The organism is Isoptericola dokdonensis DS-3 (genome assembly GCF_001636295.1).
GTDB lineage: Bacteria > Actinomycetota > Actinomycetes > Actinomycetales > Cellulomonadaceae > Isoptericola > Isoptericola dokdonensis.
On record NZ_CP014209.1, the window covers coordinates 585,765 to 603,261 of the forward strand.

The 17,497-nt window shown below is 73.7% G+C and carries 15 protein-coding genes; 12 read left to right on the plus strand and 3 right to left on the minus strand.

Annotated features, from left to right (window positions below):
* Window positions 1-152: 152 nt before the first annotated feature.
* Window positions 153-599, minus strand: a complete 447-nt coding sequence (locus tag I598_RS02815; RefSeq protein WP_198155739.1) for a pyridoxamine 5'-phosphate oxidase family protein — start codon at window positions 597-599, stop codon at window positions 153-155.
* 161 nt (window positions 600-760) lie between these two features.
* On the opposite strand from I598_RS02815, the gene aspS reads away from it, so the two are divergent.
* Window positions 761-2,572 (plus strand): aspartate--tRNA ligase, encoded by a 1,812-nt coding sequence (aspS, locus tag I598_RS02820; RefSeq protein WP_068201089.1) that lies wholly within the window; start codon window positions 761-763, stop codon window positions 2,570-2,572.
* Window positions 2,573-2,717: 145 nt separating this feature from the next.
* Here the strand turns inward: aspS and I598_RS02825 are convergent, their stop codons facing one another.
* Complete coding sequence (locus I598_RS02825) at window positions 2,718-4,172, minus strand: FAD-dependent oxidoreductase (protein ID WP_068201092.1); 1,455 nt, start codon at window positions 4,170-4,172, stop codon at window positions 2,718-2,720.
* 46 nt (window positions 4,173-4,218) lie between these two features.
* Window positions 4,219-5,994: an SLC13 family permease gene (locus tag I598_RS02830; RefSeq protein ID WP_068201094.1), complete on the minus strand. Its 1,776-nt coding sequence runs from the start codon at window positions 5,992-5,994 to the stop codon at window positions 4,219-4,221.
* A gap of 153 nt (window positions 5,995-6,147) precedes the next feature.
* Between I598_RS02830 and I598_RS02835 the strand changes: the two genes are divergently transcribed.
* From I598_RS02835 to aroB, 11 genes are all read left to right on the plus strand, one after another.
* A complete protein-coding gene (locus tag I598_RS02835) occupies window positions 6,148-7,530 on the plus strand; it encodes a replication-associated recombination protein A (RefSeq protein WP_068201096.1) in 1,383 nt (460 codons plus the stop codon).
* 215 nt (window positions 7,531-7,745) lie between these two features.
* A complete protein-coding gene (gene rpsD, locus I598_RS02840) occupies window positions 7,746-8,372 on the plus strand; it encodes a 30S ribosomal protein S4 (RefSeq protein ID WP_068201099.1) in 627 nt (208 codons plus the stop codon).
* Window positions 8,373-8,475: 103 nt separating this feature from the next.
* Entirely contained in the window at window positions 8,476-8,847 is a 372-nt protein-coding gene (locus tag I598_RS02845) for a DUF948 domain-containing protein (protein WP_068201102.1), read from the plus strand.
* Window positions 8,844-9,206, plus strand: coding sequence for a hypothetical protein (locus I598_RS02850; protein WP_083972799.1), 363 nt, complete (start codon window positions 8,844-8,846; stop codon window positions 9,204-9,206). Before I598_RS02845 ends, I598_RS02850 begins: the two co-directional genes overlap by 4 nt.
* A 73-nt stretch (window positions 9,207-9,279) precedes the next feature.
* The gene (gene alaS, locus I598_RS02855) at window positions 9,280-11,976 is read left to right on the plus strand and encodes an alanine--tRNA ligase (protein WP_068201103.1); all 2,697 of its coding nucleotides are present in this window, start codon (window positions 9,280-9,282) and stop codon (window positions 11,974-11,976) included.
* Window positions 11,969-12,472 (plus strand): Holliday junction resolvase RuvX, encoded by a 504-nt coding sequence (ruvX, locus tag I598_RS02860; protein ID WP_068201105.1) that lies wholly within the window; start codon window positions 11,969-11,971, stop codon window positions 12,470-12,472. The genes alaS and ruvX overlap by 8 nt, the downstream gene beginning before the upstream one ends.
* Window positions 12,473-12,509: 37 nt before the next feature.
* Window positions 12,510-13,664, plus strand: a complete 1,155-nt coding sequence (gene mltG, locus I598_RS02865) for an endolytic transglycosylase MltG (protein WP_068201107.1) — start codon at window positions 12,510-12,512, stop codon at window positions 13,662-13,664.
* On the plus strand, window positions 13,664-14,545 hold the full coding sequence (locus I598_RS02870; protein WP_068201109.1) for a shikimate dehydrogenase: 882 nt from the start codon (window positions 13,664-13,666) through the stop codon (window positions 14,543-14,545). Before mltG ends, I598_RS02870 begins: the two co-directional genes overlap by 1 nt.
* Window positions 14,546-14,620: 75 nt before the next feature.
* Window positions 14,621-15,838 carry a chorismate synthase gene (gene aroC / locus I598_RS02875; protein WP_068201110.1) on the plus strand — a complete coding sequence of 406 codons (1,218 nt, stop codon included), beginning with the start codon at window positions 14,621-14,623 and terminating at the stop codon, window positions 15,836-15,838.
* Complete coding sequence (locus tag I598_RS02880) at window positions 15,835-16,356, plus strand: shikimate kinase (RefSeq protein ID WP_068201112.1); 522 nt, start codon at window positions 15,835-15,837, stop codon at window positions 16,354-16,356. Before aroC ends, I598_RS02880 begins: the two co-directional genes overlap by 4 nt.
* On the plus strand, window positions 16,353-17,495 hold the full coding sequence (gene aroB / locus I598_RS02885; RefSeq protein WP_068201114.1) for a 3-dehydroquinate synthase: 1,143 nt from the start codon (window positions 16,353-16,355) through the stop codon (window positions 17,493-17,495). The genes I598_RS02880 and aroB overlap by 4 nt, the downstream gene beginning before the upstream one ends.
* Window positions 17,496-17,497 lie beyond the last annotated feature (2 nt).

Genomic DNA, 17,497 nt, shown 5'->3' on the forward strand with positions numbered 1-17,497 from the left:
TCCGACCTGGGAGATTATCGACGCGGGCCCCCCGGCGCCATGGGGAGGGCTCCCCGTCCCACGGGTCGGACGACGCCGTCCGGGCGGAACGCCGAGCCGGAGGGAGACCGGGCCCACGGAGCGCCGCGGGGCGCAGACCGGTGCCCCACCGCTCACCAGGGGAGTCGCGCCTCCCGGACGACGGGCGCCGCGGTCCGGTAGTCCCCGAGCCGGGCCCAGGTGAGCCGCACCCGGACCACGGCGATCGCCGGGTCGAGCAGCGAGCCCGCGAACTGCGGGAACGCCGTGCGGTACGCGTCCGCGCAGCGTCCCCGTTCGGCGCCGTGCACCACCTCCGCGAGCCCCTCGGCCTGGAGCGTCACGCCGTCGGGACCGCCGACGACCACCGCTGCCCGGGCGTCCCGGCGCACGTTCGTCACGGTCCGGGACGTGGCCCGCGCGTCCAGCACGAGCTCGCCCCGGTCGGTCGTCGCCAGCGAGAGGTACGCGGCCTGGGGCTCGCCCTGCGGGCCCAGGGTCGTCAGGACGCCGTCGCCGTGCGCACGGACGAACCCCATGAGGTCGTCGAGCCCGAGCCGGTCGGCGGGTCGCTGCGTCACGCCGGCAACCCTAGGGCACCCGGACGAGAGCAGGCCCACCCCGTCCGCGGGACGCATGCCCACGGCCAGCGACTAAACTCGTCCCGTCGCACGCGCGACCCCTGCCGCGGACCGTCACCGATCGGCGGCCGCCCCACCTTCCGTCACGAAAGGACCCCTCCGTGCTCCGCACCCACACGGCCGGCTCACTGCGGGCCGAGCACATCGGCCAGACCGTCACCCTCACCGGGTGGGTCGATCGCCGCCGGGATCACGGGGGAGTGGCCTTCATCGACCTGCGTGACGCCTCGGGCATCGCCCAGGTCGTCATCCGCGACGAGTCGGTGGCGCACCCGCTGCGCGCCGAGTTCGTCCTGCAGGTCACCGGCACGGTGTCGGCACGCCCCGAGGGCAACGCGAACGCGAACCTCGCCACCGGCGAGATCGAGCTCATCGCGAGCGACGTCGTCGTGCTCAACGAGTCCGCACCCCTGCCGTTCCAGGTCTCCACCGCGCTCGCCGAGACCGAGGTCGTCGGCGAGGAGGCGCGCCTCGCGCACCGCTACCTCGACATCCGCCGCCCGGTGACGTCCAACGCGCTGCGACTGCGCTCGAAGGTCAACGCGGCCGCGCGCGAGGTGCTCGGGCAGCACGACTTCGTCGAGGTCGAGACCCCGACGCTGACCCGCTCCACCCCGGAGGGCGCCCGCGACTTCCTCGTCCCGGCGCGTCTCGCCCCCGGGTCCTGGTACGCGCTGCCGCAGAGCCCGCAGCTGTTCAAGCAGCTCCTCATGGTGGGCGGCCTGGAGCGCTACTACCAGATCGCCCGCTGCTACCGCGACGAGGACTTCCGCGCCGACCGGCAGCCCGAGTTCACCCAGCTCGACGTCGAGATGAGCTTCGTCGACCAGGACGACGTCATCGCCCTGGCCGAGCAGATCCTCGTCGCGCTGTGGAAGCTGGTCGACGTCGAGATCCCCACCCCGATCGCGCGCATGACGTTCGCGGAGGCGATGCGCCTGTACGGCTCGGACAAGCCGGACCTGCGCTTCGGCAACCCCCTGGTCGAGCTGACCGACTACTTCGCCGAGACGCCGTTCCGCGTGTTCCAGGCCGAGTACGTGGGCGCCGTGGTCATGCCCGGCGGCGCCGACCAGCCGCGCCGGCAGTTCGACGCGTGGCAGGAGTGGGCCAAGCAGCGCGGCGCCCGGGGCCTGGCCTACGTGACGTTCGCCGCCGACGGCACGCTGGGCGGGCCGGTCGCGAAGAACCTGTCCGACGACGAGCGCGAGGGCCTCGCCGCCGCCACCGGTGCGCAGCCGGGCGACGCGGTGTTCTTCGCCGCCGGCAAGACGTCGGACTCCCGCGCCCTGCTGGGTGCGGCGCGCGTCGAGATCGCGCACCGCACCGGGCAGGTCGACGACGACGCGTGGGCGTTCGTGTGGGTCGTCGACGCTCCGCTGTTCAAGCCGACCGGAGACGCTGCCGACGAGGGTGACGTGGCGCTCGGCAACTCCGCCTGGACCGCCGTGCACCACGCGTTCACCTCGCCCAAGCCGGAGTGGGTCGACACGTTCGAGTCGGACCCGGGCAACGCGCTGGCCTACGCCTACGACATCGTCTGCAACGGCAACGAGATCGGTGGCGGCTCGATCCGTATCCACCGCCGGGACGTCCAGGAGCGCGTCTTCGACGTCATGGGCATCGGGCCGGCCGAGGCGCAGGAGAAGTTCGGCTTCCTGCTCGACGCGTTCAAGTTCGGCGCCCCGCCGCACGGCGGCATCGCGTTCGGCTGGGACCGCATCGTCGCCCTGCTGACGAAGTCGCCGTCCATCCGCGACGTCATCGCGTTCCCCAAGTCCGGTGGCGGCTACGACCCGCTCACCGACGCGCCCGCCCCGATCACCCCGGAGCAGCGCAAGGAGGCCGGCGTCGACGCCGTCGCGGACAAGAAGTCGTCCGACGAGGCCGCCGTCGCGGACACGGAGGCCTGACGGCCCTCGACGCCGCACGGCTCGCCCCGGTGACCGCACGGTCGCCGGGGCGAGCCTGTCCCCGCGCCGGGTCGACCAACGGCTCGGCCTCACGTTCGTCCAGTCGTTCGAGAGCCGGCGAGCGATCCGCTGACGTTCGCCGGGCTCAGCGGGGGGACGGAGCGTCCGTCCACGCCAGGTAGCCGTCCGGGCGCACGAGCAGCGCGCTGCGGCGGTCGTCCGCACGGTGCACGACGATGCGGTGCCCGACGTCGGTCTCGCCGGCGACGGCCGCGGGTGGGTCGGCAGCCGGGTCACCGACCGCGTCCGGACGGGGCAGCACCAGGACGAACCGGCCGGCGCGCAGCGCCTCGGCCAGCCGTGCCCCCGCCGGCCCGACCACGAGCGGCAGGTCGGGGACCCGGCGTCCGACCCACCGATGGCCGCCCGACGGAGCGGGGTAGCGGATGCCGATCCCGGACACCATGAGCGCCGCGCGGCGTCGTGCGGGAGCGCCGTGCGCCAGGACCGTGCCCGCGGCCGACCGTGCGAGCCGCCCCCGGCGCCCCCGGGCGACGGCGAGCCGCAGGATGCCACCGGACGCGCGCACGACCCCCGCACCCACGCGGTGACGCTCCGTGGAGTACTCGTCGAGCACGGCGTCGTCGCCGCCGCGCAGCGCACCCACCAGGCGCCACGACAGGTTCGCGGCGTCCTGGAGGCCGGTGTTCATACCCATCCCGCCGGCCGGGCTGTGCGCGTGCGCGGCGTCCCCCGCGAGCAGCACCCGACCGACGCGGTAGGTGGGTGCCTGACGCTCGTCGGCGGCGAACCGGCCGCCGTACCGCAGCTCGCACATCCCGAGGTCGTCGCCGAGGGTCCCGCGGGCCACCTCGCGGACCTCGTCCAGCGTCACCGGCTCGTCCAGGTCGCGCTCCCCGCGCCACCCGATGAACCGGTACCAGCCGTCGCCGAACGGGGCGAGGAACCCGAGGTCGCCGTCGCGGGACGCGACGGTCAGGACGTCGGGCGGACGGCGGGAGAGCCGGACGTCGGCGAGGATCATCGCGCGGATCACCGTGCGGCCCGGGAACGGCACCCCCAGCGCCTGCCGCACGGTCGACCGGACGCCGTCCGTCCCGACCGCCCACGGGGCCCGCCGCCGGTCCGCGCCGTCCGGGGTCGCGACGTCCAGGGTCACGCCGTCGGCGTCCTGCAGCATGCTGGTGACGCGGTGGTCGTGGCGGAACCGCACCCCGGCGTCGAGCGCCCGCCGTCGCAGCAGCCGCTCCACCTCGTACTGGGGCGTGACGAGCACGAACGGGAACCGGCCGGGCAGGTCGGCCAGCGGGACCTCGGCCCCGGCGAACACCCGCACGGCGCCGACCCGGGTCCCGGTGCGGAGCAGGTCGTCGGACAGGCCGCGCGCGTCCAGCAGCTCCAGGGTGCGGGCGTGCACCGCGAACGCGCGGGTGAGGTTGCTCTGCGTGCCCGGACGCTTCTCCAGCACGGTCACCCGCAACCCCGCCGTCGCGAGGTCGCCCGCGAGGAACAGACCGGTGGGTCCGGCGCCGACGACCAGCACGTCGTCGGCGGGGCTCAGGTGCCCGGCGCTGCTCACGACCCCGACCGTACGCCCGGGCGGACGGCGCCCGCCAGCGCGGACGTCAGGCGGGGCTCGGCCAGAGCACGGGGACCAGGACCACCGTGGCGACCACCGCGACGAGCGTGAAGACCCAGCCGAAGCGGGCGTAGTCGGTGAACCGGTAGCCGCCCGGGCCGTACACCATCATGTTCGTCTGGTAGCCGATGGGGGAGAGGAACGACGCGGACGCGGCGACGGCGACGGCGATGGCCGCTCCGCGCGGGTCCAGCCCGGCGGCGCCCGCGGTGGTGACGGCGACCGGCAGCATGAGCAGCGCGGCCGCGTTGTTGGTGATGAGCTCGGTGAGCAGCACGGTGGCCAGCACGAGCCCGAGCAGCACGCCGTAGACGCCGAACCCGCCGAAGGCGTCCACCAGCCCGCCGGCCATCAGCTCGGCCAGCCCCGACGCCTGCATCGCCGCGGCCAGCCCGAAGGCCGACGCGATGACCACGATGACCTCGACGTCGATGGCGCGGCGCGCCTCGAGCGGCGTGAGCACCTTGGTCGCGACGAGGGCGATCGCCGCGACCAGGGAACCGCTGAGGATGGGCACGAGCCCGGTGGCCGCGAGGACGACGACGCCGAGGAGCAGCGCGACCGGCAGCCAGGCGCGCGGGGCGGCGGTGGGGGCCTTGCCGTCGAGCTCGGCGACCAGCAGGAAGTCGGCGCGGTCGCGCCAGCGGGCCTTGAAGTCGGGGTCGCTGACCAGGATCAGCGTGTCGCCCAGCCGGATCCGCTCGGTGCCGAGGGTGCCCTCGACGAGGCGGCCGGACCGGTGGATGCCGAGCACGGCGGCCTGGTACATGGCCCGGAAGCCCACGTCCTTGAGGGTGCTGCCGATCAAGGGGGAGCGAGAACCGACGACGGCCTCGAAGTAGCGGACCGAGGACTGGCCCAGGTCCATGACGTGGTGCATCTCCGCCGAGCGCAGGCCGCGTGTCTCCTGCAGGTCCACGACCTTCTCGATCGGGCCGACGAAGTGCAGGCGGTTGCCGCCGCGCAGCACCGTCTCCGGGCGGACGGGGGCGATGACGGTGTCGCCGCGGTCGACGGACACGAGGAACAGGCCCGACAGGTCGCGCAGCTTCGCCTCCTCGACGGTCCGACCGTCGACCGGCCCGCCCGGCTCGACGATCATCTCGACGGAGAACCGCCGGCCCTCCTCCTCGATCTCGGTGCGCACCGAGCGGCGCCCGGGCAGCAGCACCGGCGCGAGCAGCACCATCAGGACCAGGCCGACCAGAGCGATGGGCAGGCCCAGCTTGCCGATCTCGAAGAAGCCCATCTCCGGCAGGCCGAGCGCCGTCATCTGCCCCGAGACGACGAGGTTCGTGGACGTGCCGATGACCGTGAGCAGCCCACCGAGGATGGCCGCGTAGGAGACCGGGATGAGGAACTTCGACACCGACAGGCCGCGCCGGCGTGCCCAGGTCGTCACCTCGGGCACGAGCATCGCGACGATGGGGGTGTTGTTGAGGAACGCCGACGCGCCCATCGTCGGCGCGAGCGTGCGCAGCAGCGGGAGGCGGTACGTGCCCTTGTCGCCCATCGTGTTCTGCGTCACGGCGGACAGCGCGCCTGTCTTCTCGATCCCCGCCGCCAGCACGTAGAGCGCCGCGACGGTGATGGGCGCGGAGTTGGAGAACCCGGAGAACGCCTCCTCGGGCGTGACGACGCCGGTGACCATGACGACGACGGCGCCGCCGAACACCGTGACGGCCGGTGACACCCGGCCCCGCACGAGGACGGCCAGCACGGCCACGATCACGGCGAGCGTGATCCAGGCGTCGATGGTCATGCAGGGTGCTCCTGTCATTCCGAGCGGGGAGGGTGGGTTTGGCCTGGCGGGCAGGCGGTGCTGCGACGGGAACGGTAGCAGCCGACGGGCCGTCGGCTCCTCCCGCCGGGGCCGGGCGGCGCCCGCGTCGGACGCGCGAACTAGGCTCGCCGCATGGACCTGTTCGACACCGCGACCACCGGCACGCACGGCACGCCGGTCACGACGCGGGCCGGGGCCGGCGCACCGCTGGCCGTGCGGATGCGACCCCGCACCCTGGACGAGGTCACCGGGCAGGGCCACCTGCTGGTGCCGGGCTCCCCGCTGCGTCGCCTCGTCGAGCCCGCCGACGACGCCGCCCGCCGCGCCGCGCCGGGCTCGGTGATCCTGTGGGGCCCGCCCGGCGTCGGCAAGACGACGCTCGCCTACCTCGTGGCCACCAGCGCCGGCCGCCGGTTCGTCGAGCTGTCCGCGGTCACCGCGGGCGTCAAGGACGTCCGCCAGGTCGTCGAGGACGCCCGGCGCCGCCTGGCCACCGGCGGCGAGGAGACGGTGCTGTTCATCGACGAGGTGCACCGGTTCTCCAAGACCCAGCAGGACGCCCTGCTGCCCAGCGTCGAGAACCGCTGGGTGACCCTGGTGGCCGCCACCACGGAGAACCCGTCGTTCTCCGTCAACTCCCCGCTGCTGTCCCGGTCGCTGCTGCTCACCCTGCGCCCGCTGACCGGCGAGGACGTGCGCACCCTCGTGGAGCGCGCCGTGGCGGACGAACGCGGCCTGGCCGGGTCCGTCGCCCTCGACGACGACGCGCTCGACCAGCTCGTGCGGATGGCCGGGGGAGACGCCCGCAAGGCGCTCACCGTGCTGGAGGCCGCCGCCGGGGCGGCGCTCGGCGACGCGCGCGAGTCCACCGACCCCGGCCCCGCCACCGTGGACCTCGCCACCGTCGAGCGTGCCGTCGACGTCGCTGCCGTCCGCTACGACCGCGACGGCGACCAGCACTACGACGTCGTCTCCGCGTTCATCAAGTCGATCCGCGGCTCCGACGTCGACGCGGCGCTGCACTACCTCGCCCGCATGGTCGCCGCGGGGGAGGACCCCCGGTTCATCGCCCGGCGCCTGGTCATCTCCGCGGCGGAGGACGTCGGCATGGCCGACCCGTCGGCGCTGCAGACCGCCGTCGCCGCCGCGCAGGCCGTCCAGCTCATCGGCATGCCGGAAGGGCGCATCGTGCTCGCCGAGGCGGTCGTGCACCTCGCCACCGCCCCCAAGTCGAACCGCGCCTACGCCGGGATCGGCGCCGCCCTCGAGGACGTCGCCGCGGGGCGCATCGGCACCGTGCCGGGGCACCTGCGCGACGCCCACTACCCGGGCGCCAAGCAGCTCGGCCACGGCAAGGGCTACGTGTACTCCCACGACGAGCCGCACGGCGTCGCGGCCCAGCAGTACCTCCCGGACGAGCTCGTGGGGCGCCGCTACTACGAGCCGAGCGACCGCGGGTACGAGCGCCAGGTCGCCGACCGGCTCGAGCGCATCCGCGAGATTCTCGACCGCTGACCGGGTGGGCGAGACCTCCGTCACGGCTCGAGGAACCACCCCGGCAGGCTGCTAAGATGTTCAGGTTGCCCTCGTGGCGACCGCCTGGGACCTCGGCCCTGCGAACCCCGTCCGGCACCTGTCGGACCAGGTTCCGTCGGCTGGTCCCGCACCCGACCTTCCTCGGATCGACTCGGGTGTGACCTCCACCATCACGACAGGACAGGAAGACACGCATGACCGCTGTCACCAAGTCGCGCCGCCAGGTGCGCCTCAGCCGCAAGCTCGGCATCCCCCTGACCCCGAAGGCCGTGCGCCACTTCGAGAAGCGCCCGTACCCCCCGGGTGAGCACGGCCGCGCCCGCAAGCGCACCGAGTCGGACTACGCCGTCCGCCTCCGCGAGAAGCAGCGTCTGCGCGCCCAGTACATGCTGCGCGAGAAGCAGCTGCTCAAGGTCTACGAGAACGCCCGCAAGCACCCGGGCCTGACCGGTGAGGTCATGGTCGAGGACCTCGAGACCCGCCTCGACGCGCTCGTGCTGCGCGCCGGCTTCGGTCGCACCATCCTGCAGGCCCGCCAGCACGTGACCCACCGTCACATCCTGGTGGACGGCAAGATCGTCGACCGTCCGTCCTTCCGCGTGAAGCCGGGCCAGACCATCCAGGTCAAGCCGAAGTCGCAGACCACCACGCCGTTCCAGGTCGCCGCCGCCGGCGCGCACCGCGACGTCCTGCCGGAGCTCCCGGGCTACCTGGACGTCTCGCTGGAGAAGCTCTCGGCCACGCTGACCCGTGCGCCGAAGCGCGCCGAGGTCCCCGTGACCTGCGACGTCCAGCTGGTCGTCGAGTTCTACGCCCGCTGATCGCGCCACCGCGCACAGCAGGCACGACGCCCCGTCCCCGCTCCGGGGACGGGGCGTCCGTCGTTGGATAGGGTGGCGACGCACCCGAGGCGAGGAGATCTCAATGTCCGTTGGCGACGTGGCCGGCCTGGTGGCCGCCTTCGCGTTCGTCCTGCTCGTCGGCTTCCTGGCCGTCCCTCTCATCAAGCTGGGACGCGCCCTCGACGAGACCTCCCGGTCCATCCGGGAGCTCACCGAGCACTCCGTGCCGATCCTCGACGAGGCAGCCACCACCGTCGCCTCGACGAACGAGCAGCTCGTCAAGGTCGACACCATCACGACGTCCGCCGCGCAGGTCAGCGAGAACGTGTCCGCGCTCGCGGGCCTGTACGCCTCGACGCTGGGGCGCCCGCTGGTCAAGGTCGCGTCCTTCTCCTACGGCGTCCGCGAGGGCTTCGCCCGGGCCTGGCGCTCGTCGTCGAAGGACGCGCGGTGATCCGCCGCCTGTTCTGGGTCGGCGTCGGCGTGACGGTCACGGTCGTGGTGGTCGTCAAGGGCCGCCAGATGGTGGCGCGGTACGCCCCGCAGGCCGTCGTCGACCGCGCGGAGGACCTGGGCCGCGACGTGTCGCGCCGGTCGGGCACGTTCCTGGCGACGTTCCGCCGGGAGTTCGCCACCGCGCGGGACGCGCGCGAGGCCGAGCTGGTCGCCGCGCTGCTGGCCGAGGGCCAGACCCACCCCGACGACGTGCGCGCCGCCCGTGACGTGCACCCGCGCCACGCCGCCGGCCAACCGCCCGTCGACCCGGAGGCCGCCACCCGCGCCGACGAGGACGAGCTCGGCTACTCGTTCTGACCCCGGTCCGGACCATCCGCGCCGACGCGCGACAATGGTTCCAGGATCCCTCTCACCTCTCCCGAAGGACATCATGCGCACCGCCGACATCCGCCAGCGTTGGCTCGACTACTTCGCCTCGAAGGACCACCACGTGGTCCCGAGCGTCTCCCTGGTCTCCCCGGACCCGTCGATCCTGTTCACGATCGCCGGCATGGTGCCCTTCATCCCGTACATCCTCGGGACCGAGCCGGCCCCGTGGCCGCGCGTGGCGAGCGTGCAGAAGTGCATCCGCACGAACGACATCGAGAACGTGGGCCGCACGACGCGCCACGGCACGTTCTTCCAGATGAACGGCAACTTCTCGTTCGGCGACTACTTCAAGGCCGGTGCCATCGACTTCGCCTGGGATCTGCTCACCAGCTCCCAGGACGAGGGTGGCTACGGCCTGGACGGCGACCGGCTGTGGGTCACCCTCTGGAACGAGGACCACGAGGCGTACGAGGCGCTGACGAAGACGATCGGCCTCGACCCGAAGCACATCGTGCGCCTGCCGCGCGAGGAGAATTTCTGGGACACCGGCCAGCCGGGCCCGGCGGGCCCCTGCGCGGAGTGGCACTACGACCGCGGTCCCGCCTACGGTCCGGAGGCCGAGGGCGGAGACGTCGACCCGGGCGGTGACCGCTACCTGGAGATCTGGAACCTCGTCTTCGACCAGTTCGTGCGCGGCGAGGGCCAGGGCAAGAACTACCCCCTGCTGGGCGAGCTCGACCAGAAGGCCATCGACACCGGGGCCGGCCTGGAGCGGATCGCCTACCTGCTGCAGGGCAAGGAGAACCTCTACGAGATCGACGAGGTCTACCCCGTCATCTCGACCGTCGAGGACCTCACGGGCCGCCGCTACGGCGCCGACCCGGAGGACGACGTGCGCATGCGCGTCATCGCGGACCACGTGCGCTCGGCCCTCATGGTGATCGGCGACGGCGTGCGCCCGGCGAACGAGGGCCGCGGCTACGTGCTGCGCCGGCTCATCCGCCGCGCGGTGCGCGCGGTGCGCCTGCTCGGCGTTGAGGACGAGGCCCTGCCCCTCCTGCTCCCGGTCTCGAAGGACGCGATGAAGGCGTCCTACCCGGAGCTCGAGGCGAGCTTCGACACCATCAGCCAGGTCGCGTACGGCGAGGAGGAGGCGTTCCGCCGGACCCTCACCGCCGGCACGACGATCCTCGACACCGCCGTGCAGCGGGTCAAGTCCTCCGCCGACGGCGGCACCCCGGTGCTCGGCGGCGCCGAGGCGTTCCAGCTCCACGACACCTACGGGTTCCCCATCGACCTCACCCTCGAGATGGCGGCCGAGCAGGGCGTCCAGGTCGACGAGAAGGCGTTCCGCGACCTCATGGCGGAGCAGAAGCGCCGCGCCCGTGCGGACGCGCTGGCCAAGAAGACGGGCCACGCCGACCTGCGCGCGTACGAGCACCTGCACAAGGATCTGACGACGCCCGTCGAGTTCCTCGGGTACACCGACACCCAGGCCGCGGTGAACGTCGTGGGCCTGCTCGTCGACGGCACCCCGACCCCGGCCGTCTCCGCCCCGGCGGACGTCGAGGTCGTGCTGGACCGCACCCCGTTCTACGCGGAGGCGGGCGGTCAGCTCGCCGACCAGGGCACGATCGTGCTCGACGGCGGCGCCACCATCGAGGTGGACGACGTGCAGCGGCCGATCGCCGGCCTGACCGTCCACCGTGGTCGCCTCACCGACGGCACGGTCGCCGTCGGCGACCCGGGCACGGCCGCGATCGACACGAGCCGTCGAGTGGCGATCAGCCGTGCGCACTCGGCGACGCACATGATCCACAAGGCGCTGCACGAGCTCGTCGGTGACGACCGCACCCAGGCCGGGTCGGAGAACGCCCCCAGCCGCATCCGGTTCGACTTCCGCTCCCCGGCGGCGGTGCCCGCGTCGGCGCTGAGCGAGATCGAGGAGCGCGTCAACACCCGCCTGACGGAGAACCTCGAGGTCACCGACGCGACGATGAACATCGCCAAGGCCCGCGAGCTCGGCGCCATGGCGCTGTTCGGCGAGAAGTACGGCGAGAACGTGCGCGTCGTGTCCATCGGCGGTGACTGGTCGCGCGAGCTCTGCGGCGGCACGCACGTGCGAGCCACCGGCGAGCTGGGCCGCGTCGCGCTGCTCGGCGAGTCGTCCATCGGCTCGGGCGTGCGTCGCGTCGACGCGCTCGTCGGCGACGGGGCCTACGGCTTCCACGCCAAGGAGCACGCCCTGGTCGGCCAGCTCACCGGCCTGCTCAACGTCCGTGCGGACGAGCTCGCGGACCGTGTCGGCTCGCTGCTGTCCCGCGTGAAGGAGACCGAGAAGGAGCTGGCGTCGCTCCGTCAGGCCCGACTGCTGGCCGCCGCGTCGTCGCTCGTCGCGGACGCGCCGAGGGTCGGTGCCGTCCGTGTCGTCGCGCACGACGCCGGCGAGGTCGCCTCCGCCGACGACCTGCGCACCCTCGTGCTCGACGTGCGCGGCCGTCTCGGCGAGTCCGACCCGGCCGTCGTCGCGGTCGCGGGCGCGGCGAACGGGCGCCCGCTGATCGTCGTGGCGACGAACGCCGCGGCCCGGGACGCGGGCCTGCGGGCAGGCGACTTCGTCAAGGCCGCCGCGACCACGCTCGGCGGCGGTGGCGGCGGCAAGCCGGACCTCGCCCAGGGCGGCGGCACCGACGTCGCGGCCGTCCCGGCAGCGCTCGAGGGTGTGACGGCACAGGTCGAGGCGGCCGCGGGTGCCTGACCTGGCGCGTGGGGCCCGGATCGGGGTCGACGTCGGCAAGGCCCGCATCGGGCTGGCCGGCTCCGACCCCGACGGGCTCGTCGCCACGCCCGTGGAGACGGTGCCGCGCGTGCTGGACGTGCCGCGCGGCGCCGACGGCGCGCCGTCCGTGACCGCTGACGTCGCACGGATCGCCGCCGAGGTGACCGACCGCTTCGCCGCCGCCGTGTACGTGGGCCTGCCGCGGCACCTGTCGGGCAGCGAGGGTGCGGCGACCGCCGACGCCCGCGAGTTCGCGGGCCGGCTGGCGCGCGTGGTGGCGCCCGTGCCGGTGCACCTCGTGGACGAGCGGATGACGACCGTGTCGGCCCACGCGAACCTTCGCGCCGCCGGAAAGCGGACATCCCAGCACAGGTCTGTCATCGACCAGGCCGCAGCCGTTATCATTCTGCAACACGCACTCGACGTGGAGCGGGCCTCGGGCCACCGGGCCGGCGAGCTCGTCGAGACGCACTGACCCGGCCGACCACCGACGACCCGAAGGACACCCAGGCGTGACGGACCTCTTCGAGCCCTCCACGATCCAGCGACAGGCCCCGCCGCCGTCGCGGGGTCGGTCTGCGGCGAGCAAGCGTGCCGCCCGCAAGCGCAAGCGTCGTCGGCAGCAGCGTACGGCGTTCATCCTCGTCCTGCTCCTCGGGCTCCTCGGCGTCGGGGGATACCTCGTGCTCGACCGGGTCGGGAGCTCGCTGGCCGGGTTCGAGTGGCCGTGGTCGGCGCAGGCGGAGGACTACGCGGGGCCGGGCGTCGACCCCGTGCAGGTCGAGATCCCCGAGGGGGCGACCGGCGCGGTGATGGGCGACGTGCTGGCGGACGCCGACGTCGTCGCGAGCGTCGCCGCCTTCAACGAGGCCTTCGAGGCCACGCCCGGGGCCTCCGGCATCCAGCCGGGCACCTACGAGCTCCTCACGCAGATGAGCGCGGCCGACGCCGTCCAGCAGCTCGTCGCGAACGAGAAGATCCAGACGAACGTCACCATCCCCGAGGGCTACACCGTCGAGCAGATCGCCGACCGGATCGCCTCGGTGACCGAGTTCTCGCGCGAGGAGATCGACGCCGCGCTCGACGACCCGCAGGCCATCGGCCTGCCCAAGGTGGCGGACGGCAACCCCGAGGGCTGGCTGTTCCCGAAGACCTACTCCGTCCAGCCCGGCGACTCGGTGGCCGACCTGCTGTCCACGATGGTCGGTCAGACCAAGACCGAGCTCGAGTCGCTCGGGGTCGCCAAGGACGACTGGGAGGACACGATCATCAAGGCCTCGCTCATCGAGCGGGAGGCGAAGTTCGCCCCGGATCGCCCCAAGATGGCGCGTGCGATCGAGAACCGGCTGGATCGCGACATGATCCTCCAGATCGACGCCGCGGTGGCCTACGGGCTGGGCAAGCCGGGCACGGAGCTGACCCAGGCGGACCTCAGCGACCCCGAGAACCCGTACAACCTGTACGAGCACGTCGGGCTGCCCCCGGGCCCGATCTCGAACCCGGGAGCGTCGTCGATCGAGGCCGTGATGAATCCTGCCGACGGCGACTGGATCTTCTGGGTCGCTGTGAACCTGGACACGGGCGAGACGAAGTTCTCGGAGACCAACGCGCAGCACGAGGAGTACCGGAACGAGCTCCGCGCCTGGATGGAGGAGAACGGCTCCTGATGTCCGCTCCCCGTCGCGCGGCGGTGCTCGGGCACCCGGTCGCGCACTCGCTGTCGCCTGTCCTGCACACGGCCGCCTACGAGGCTCTGGGCCTGGACGGCTGGCGGTACACGGCGATCGACGCCACCGGTGAGGGCCTGCCGGCGTTCGTGCGCGGCCTCGACCTCGGCTGGGCAGGTCTCAGCATCACGATGCCGCTCAAGCAGCTGGTCATGGACCTCGTGGACCACGTGGACCCGCTGGCACGTGCCGTCGGTGCCGTCAACACGGTCCTGGTCGGCACCGCGCAGTGCGGGGTGACGCTGACGGGCACCAACACGGACGTCTACGGCCTGGTCACGGCGGTCCGGGAGGGCTTCGCCGCGCGGCACGGCAGCCGGGACGTCCCGGTGGCCGACGCCGTCGTGCTCGGCGGGGGAGCGACGGCGGCCTCGACCCTGGCCGCGCTCGGCGAGCTCGGCTGCACCAGCCCGCTGGTGCTCGTGCGCAGCCTCGCCCGCACCACGGCCCTTCAGGAGGCTGCCGCCCGCATGGGGGTCACGCCCCGGTTCGAGGTGCTGGACCTCGCCGCCACGCCCGCGATGGTGACCGGCGCCGACGTCGTCGTGTCGACGATGCCCGCCTACGCCGCGGACCCGGTCGCCGAGGCCCTGCGTGCCCGGGGTGCGCAGGCCCGCGGGGTGCTGCTCGACGTCGTGTACGACCCGCGCCCGACGGCCCTGTCCCGGGCGTACGAGGGGCTCGGCGGCACCGTCGTCGGAGGGGAACGCATGCTGCTGCACCAGGCGGTCGAGCAGGTGCGGCTCATGACGGGCCGCCCGGGCCCGGAGGCCGCGATGGACGCCGCGCTGCAGGGCGTGCTCGCCGCCGAGGCCGCCTGACCGGTCCGGCGCAGCCGTCGTCCGGCATCCGGCCACCGGCCGGGCCGGGACCGCAGGCGTGAAAGAATCACGACCATGCTGCGCTGGTTGACGTCCGGAGAGTCGCACGGTCAGGCCCTCGTGGGCGTCATGGAAGGGCTGCCCGCGGGCGTCGAGCTGGTGACGGCCGACATCCAGGACGCCCTCGCCCGCCGCCGTCTCGGCTACGGCCGGGGCGCGCGCATGAAGTTCGAGAAGGACGAGGTGCGGGTCCTGGGCGGGCTGCGCCACGGCGTCACGCAGGGCGGGCCGCTCGCCATCGAGGTCGGCAACACCGAGTGGCCGAAGTGGACGGACGTCATGTCGGCCGACCCGGTGGCCCGCGACGCGCTGCTCGTCGACGCCGGCACGGGTGACGAGCGCGAGATCGCGCGCAACCGTCCCCTCACCCGCCCGCGGCCCGGCCACGCCGACCTGGTGGGCATGCGCAAGTACGGGTTCGACGACGCCCGCCCCGTCCTGGAGCGCGCGAGCGCCCGCGAGACCGCCACCCGGGTGGCGCTCGGCACGGCGGCCGCGAAGTTCCTCGAGCAGGCCGCCGGCATCCGGCTGGTCAGCCACGTGACGGCGATCGGCCCGGTCGAGGTGCCCGAGGACGCCGACCTCCCGACCCCCGAGGACCTGTCCGCGCTCGACGGCGACCCGGTGCGCTGCTTCCACGGGCCCTCCAGCGACGCGATGGTCGCCGAGATCGACGCCTGCCACAAGGACGGCGACACCCTCGGCGGCGTCGTCGAGGTGCTCGCCTACGACGTGCCGACGGGGCTCGGCACCTACGTGCACGGCGACCGGCGGCTGGACGCCCGCCTGGCCGGTGCTCTCATGGGCATCCAGGCGATCAAGGGCGTCGCGGTGGGGGACGGCTTCCGCACCGCCCGTCGTCGCGGTTCCGCCGCGCACGACGAGATCGAGCGCGACACCGAGGGCCGCATCCGCCGCCGCACCAACCGCGCGGGCGGCATCGAGGGGGGCATGTCCAACGGTGAGGTGCTGCGGGTGTCCGCCGCGATGAAGCCGATCTCCACGGTGCCGCGGGCGCTGGCGACGGTCGACGTCGCCACGGGCGAGGCCGTGACGGCCCACCACCAGCGCTCCGACGTGTGCGCGGTGCCCCCGGCCGCCGTCGTCGCCGAGGCGATGGTCGCGCTCGAGCTCGCGCAGGCGGTGCTGGAGAAGTTCGGCGGCGACTCGGTGGCCGAGGTGCGCCGCAACGTGGAGTCGTACCTGGCCGCGATCCCCGAGCTGCAGCGATGACCGCCCCGCGGGTCGTCCTGACGGGCCCGCCCGGCAGCGGCAAGACCACGGTCGGGCGCGTGCTCGCCGAGCATCTGGGCGGCGGCTTCCGGGACACGGACGCCGACGTCGAGGCCGCGGCGGGCAAGGCCGTGGCCGACATCTTCGTCGACGACGGCGAGCCGGCGTTCCGTGCGCTGGAGCGTGCCGCGGTCGCGGCGGCGCTCGTCGAGCACGACGGCGTCCTCGCGCTCGGCGGCGGGGCCGTCATGGACCCGGCCACGCAGGAGGCCCTGGCCGCGTACGCGGCGGCCGGCGGCGTCGTGGTGTTCCTCGACGTCTCCCTCGCGCACGCCGCACCGCGGGTCGGGTTCAACCAGGCCCGCCCGCTGCTGGTCGGCAACCCGCGGGCCCGCTGGGCGGAGCTCATGCAGGCCCGCCGTCCCACCTACGAGAGGCTCGCCACGGTGCGGGTGACGTCCGACGGCGTCACCGCCGACGACGTGGCCGCCGCCGTCCTGAAGGAGATCCCCGCATGACCGTCCGCGTCACCGTGACCGGCGAGCAGCCCTACGACGTCGTCATCGGGCGGCACCTGCTGGGCGAGCTGCCCGGGCTGCTCGGGCGCGACGTGCGCCGCGTGCTCGTCATGCACCCGGCGTCGCTCGCCACGACCGGCGAGGCGGTCCGGGAGGACCTCGTCGCGCAGGGCTACGAGGCGTTCGCCGTGGAGCTGCCCGACGCGGAGGAGCAGAAGACGGCCCAGGTGGCGGCGTTCTGCTGGCAGGTCCTCGGTCAGGCCGACTTCACGCGCTCCGACGCGATCGTCTCGGTCGGCGGCGGGGCGACGACCGACCTGGCCGGGTTCGTCGCGGCGACGTGGCTGCGCGGCATCAAGGTCGTGCACGTGCCGACGACGCTGCTCGCGATGGTCGACGCGGCGGTCGGCGGCAAGACGGGCATCAACACCGCCGAGGGCAAGAACCTCGTCGGCGCGTTCCACCCGCCCGCCGGGGTGCTGTGCGACCTCGCGGCGCTGGAGTCCCTGGACCGGTGGGACCTCGTGGCGGGCATGGCCGAGGTGATCAAGACCGGCTTCATCGCCGACGAGCGCATCCTGGAGCTCGTCACCGAGCACGCGGACGCCCTGCGCGGGTGGGCGGGCGCTGCCGCGGCCGACGAGACCTGGGCGGTGCTGGCCGAGCTGATCGAGCGGTCGGTGCGGGTCAAGGCGCGCGTCGTGGGGGAGGACCTCACCGAGCAGGGCCTGCGCGAGATCCTCAACTACGGGCACACGCTCGGGCACGCGATCGAGCTGGTCGAGCGCTACCAGCTCCGGCACGGCTCGGCGGTCGCCGTGGGCATGGTGTTCGCCGCCGAGCTGGGTCGCCTGGCCGGCAAGCTGGACGACGCCGTCGTGGACCGGCACCGCGACATCCTCACCGCCGTCGGCCTGCCCACCACCTATCGCGGCGACCGCTGGGACCAGCTGATGGCCGCCATGCGGCGCGACAAGAAGGCGCGCGGCGACCTGCTGCGGTTCGTCGTCCTCGACGACGTCGCGAAGCCGGTGCGCCTGGAGGGTCCGGACCCGACGCTGCTCGCCGCGGCCTACGCCGAGATCTCCAAGGAGCCGCCGACGGGCCGCCCCGGCGTCACCGTGCAGCTCGGCGTCTGAGC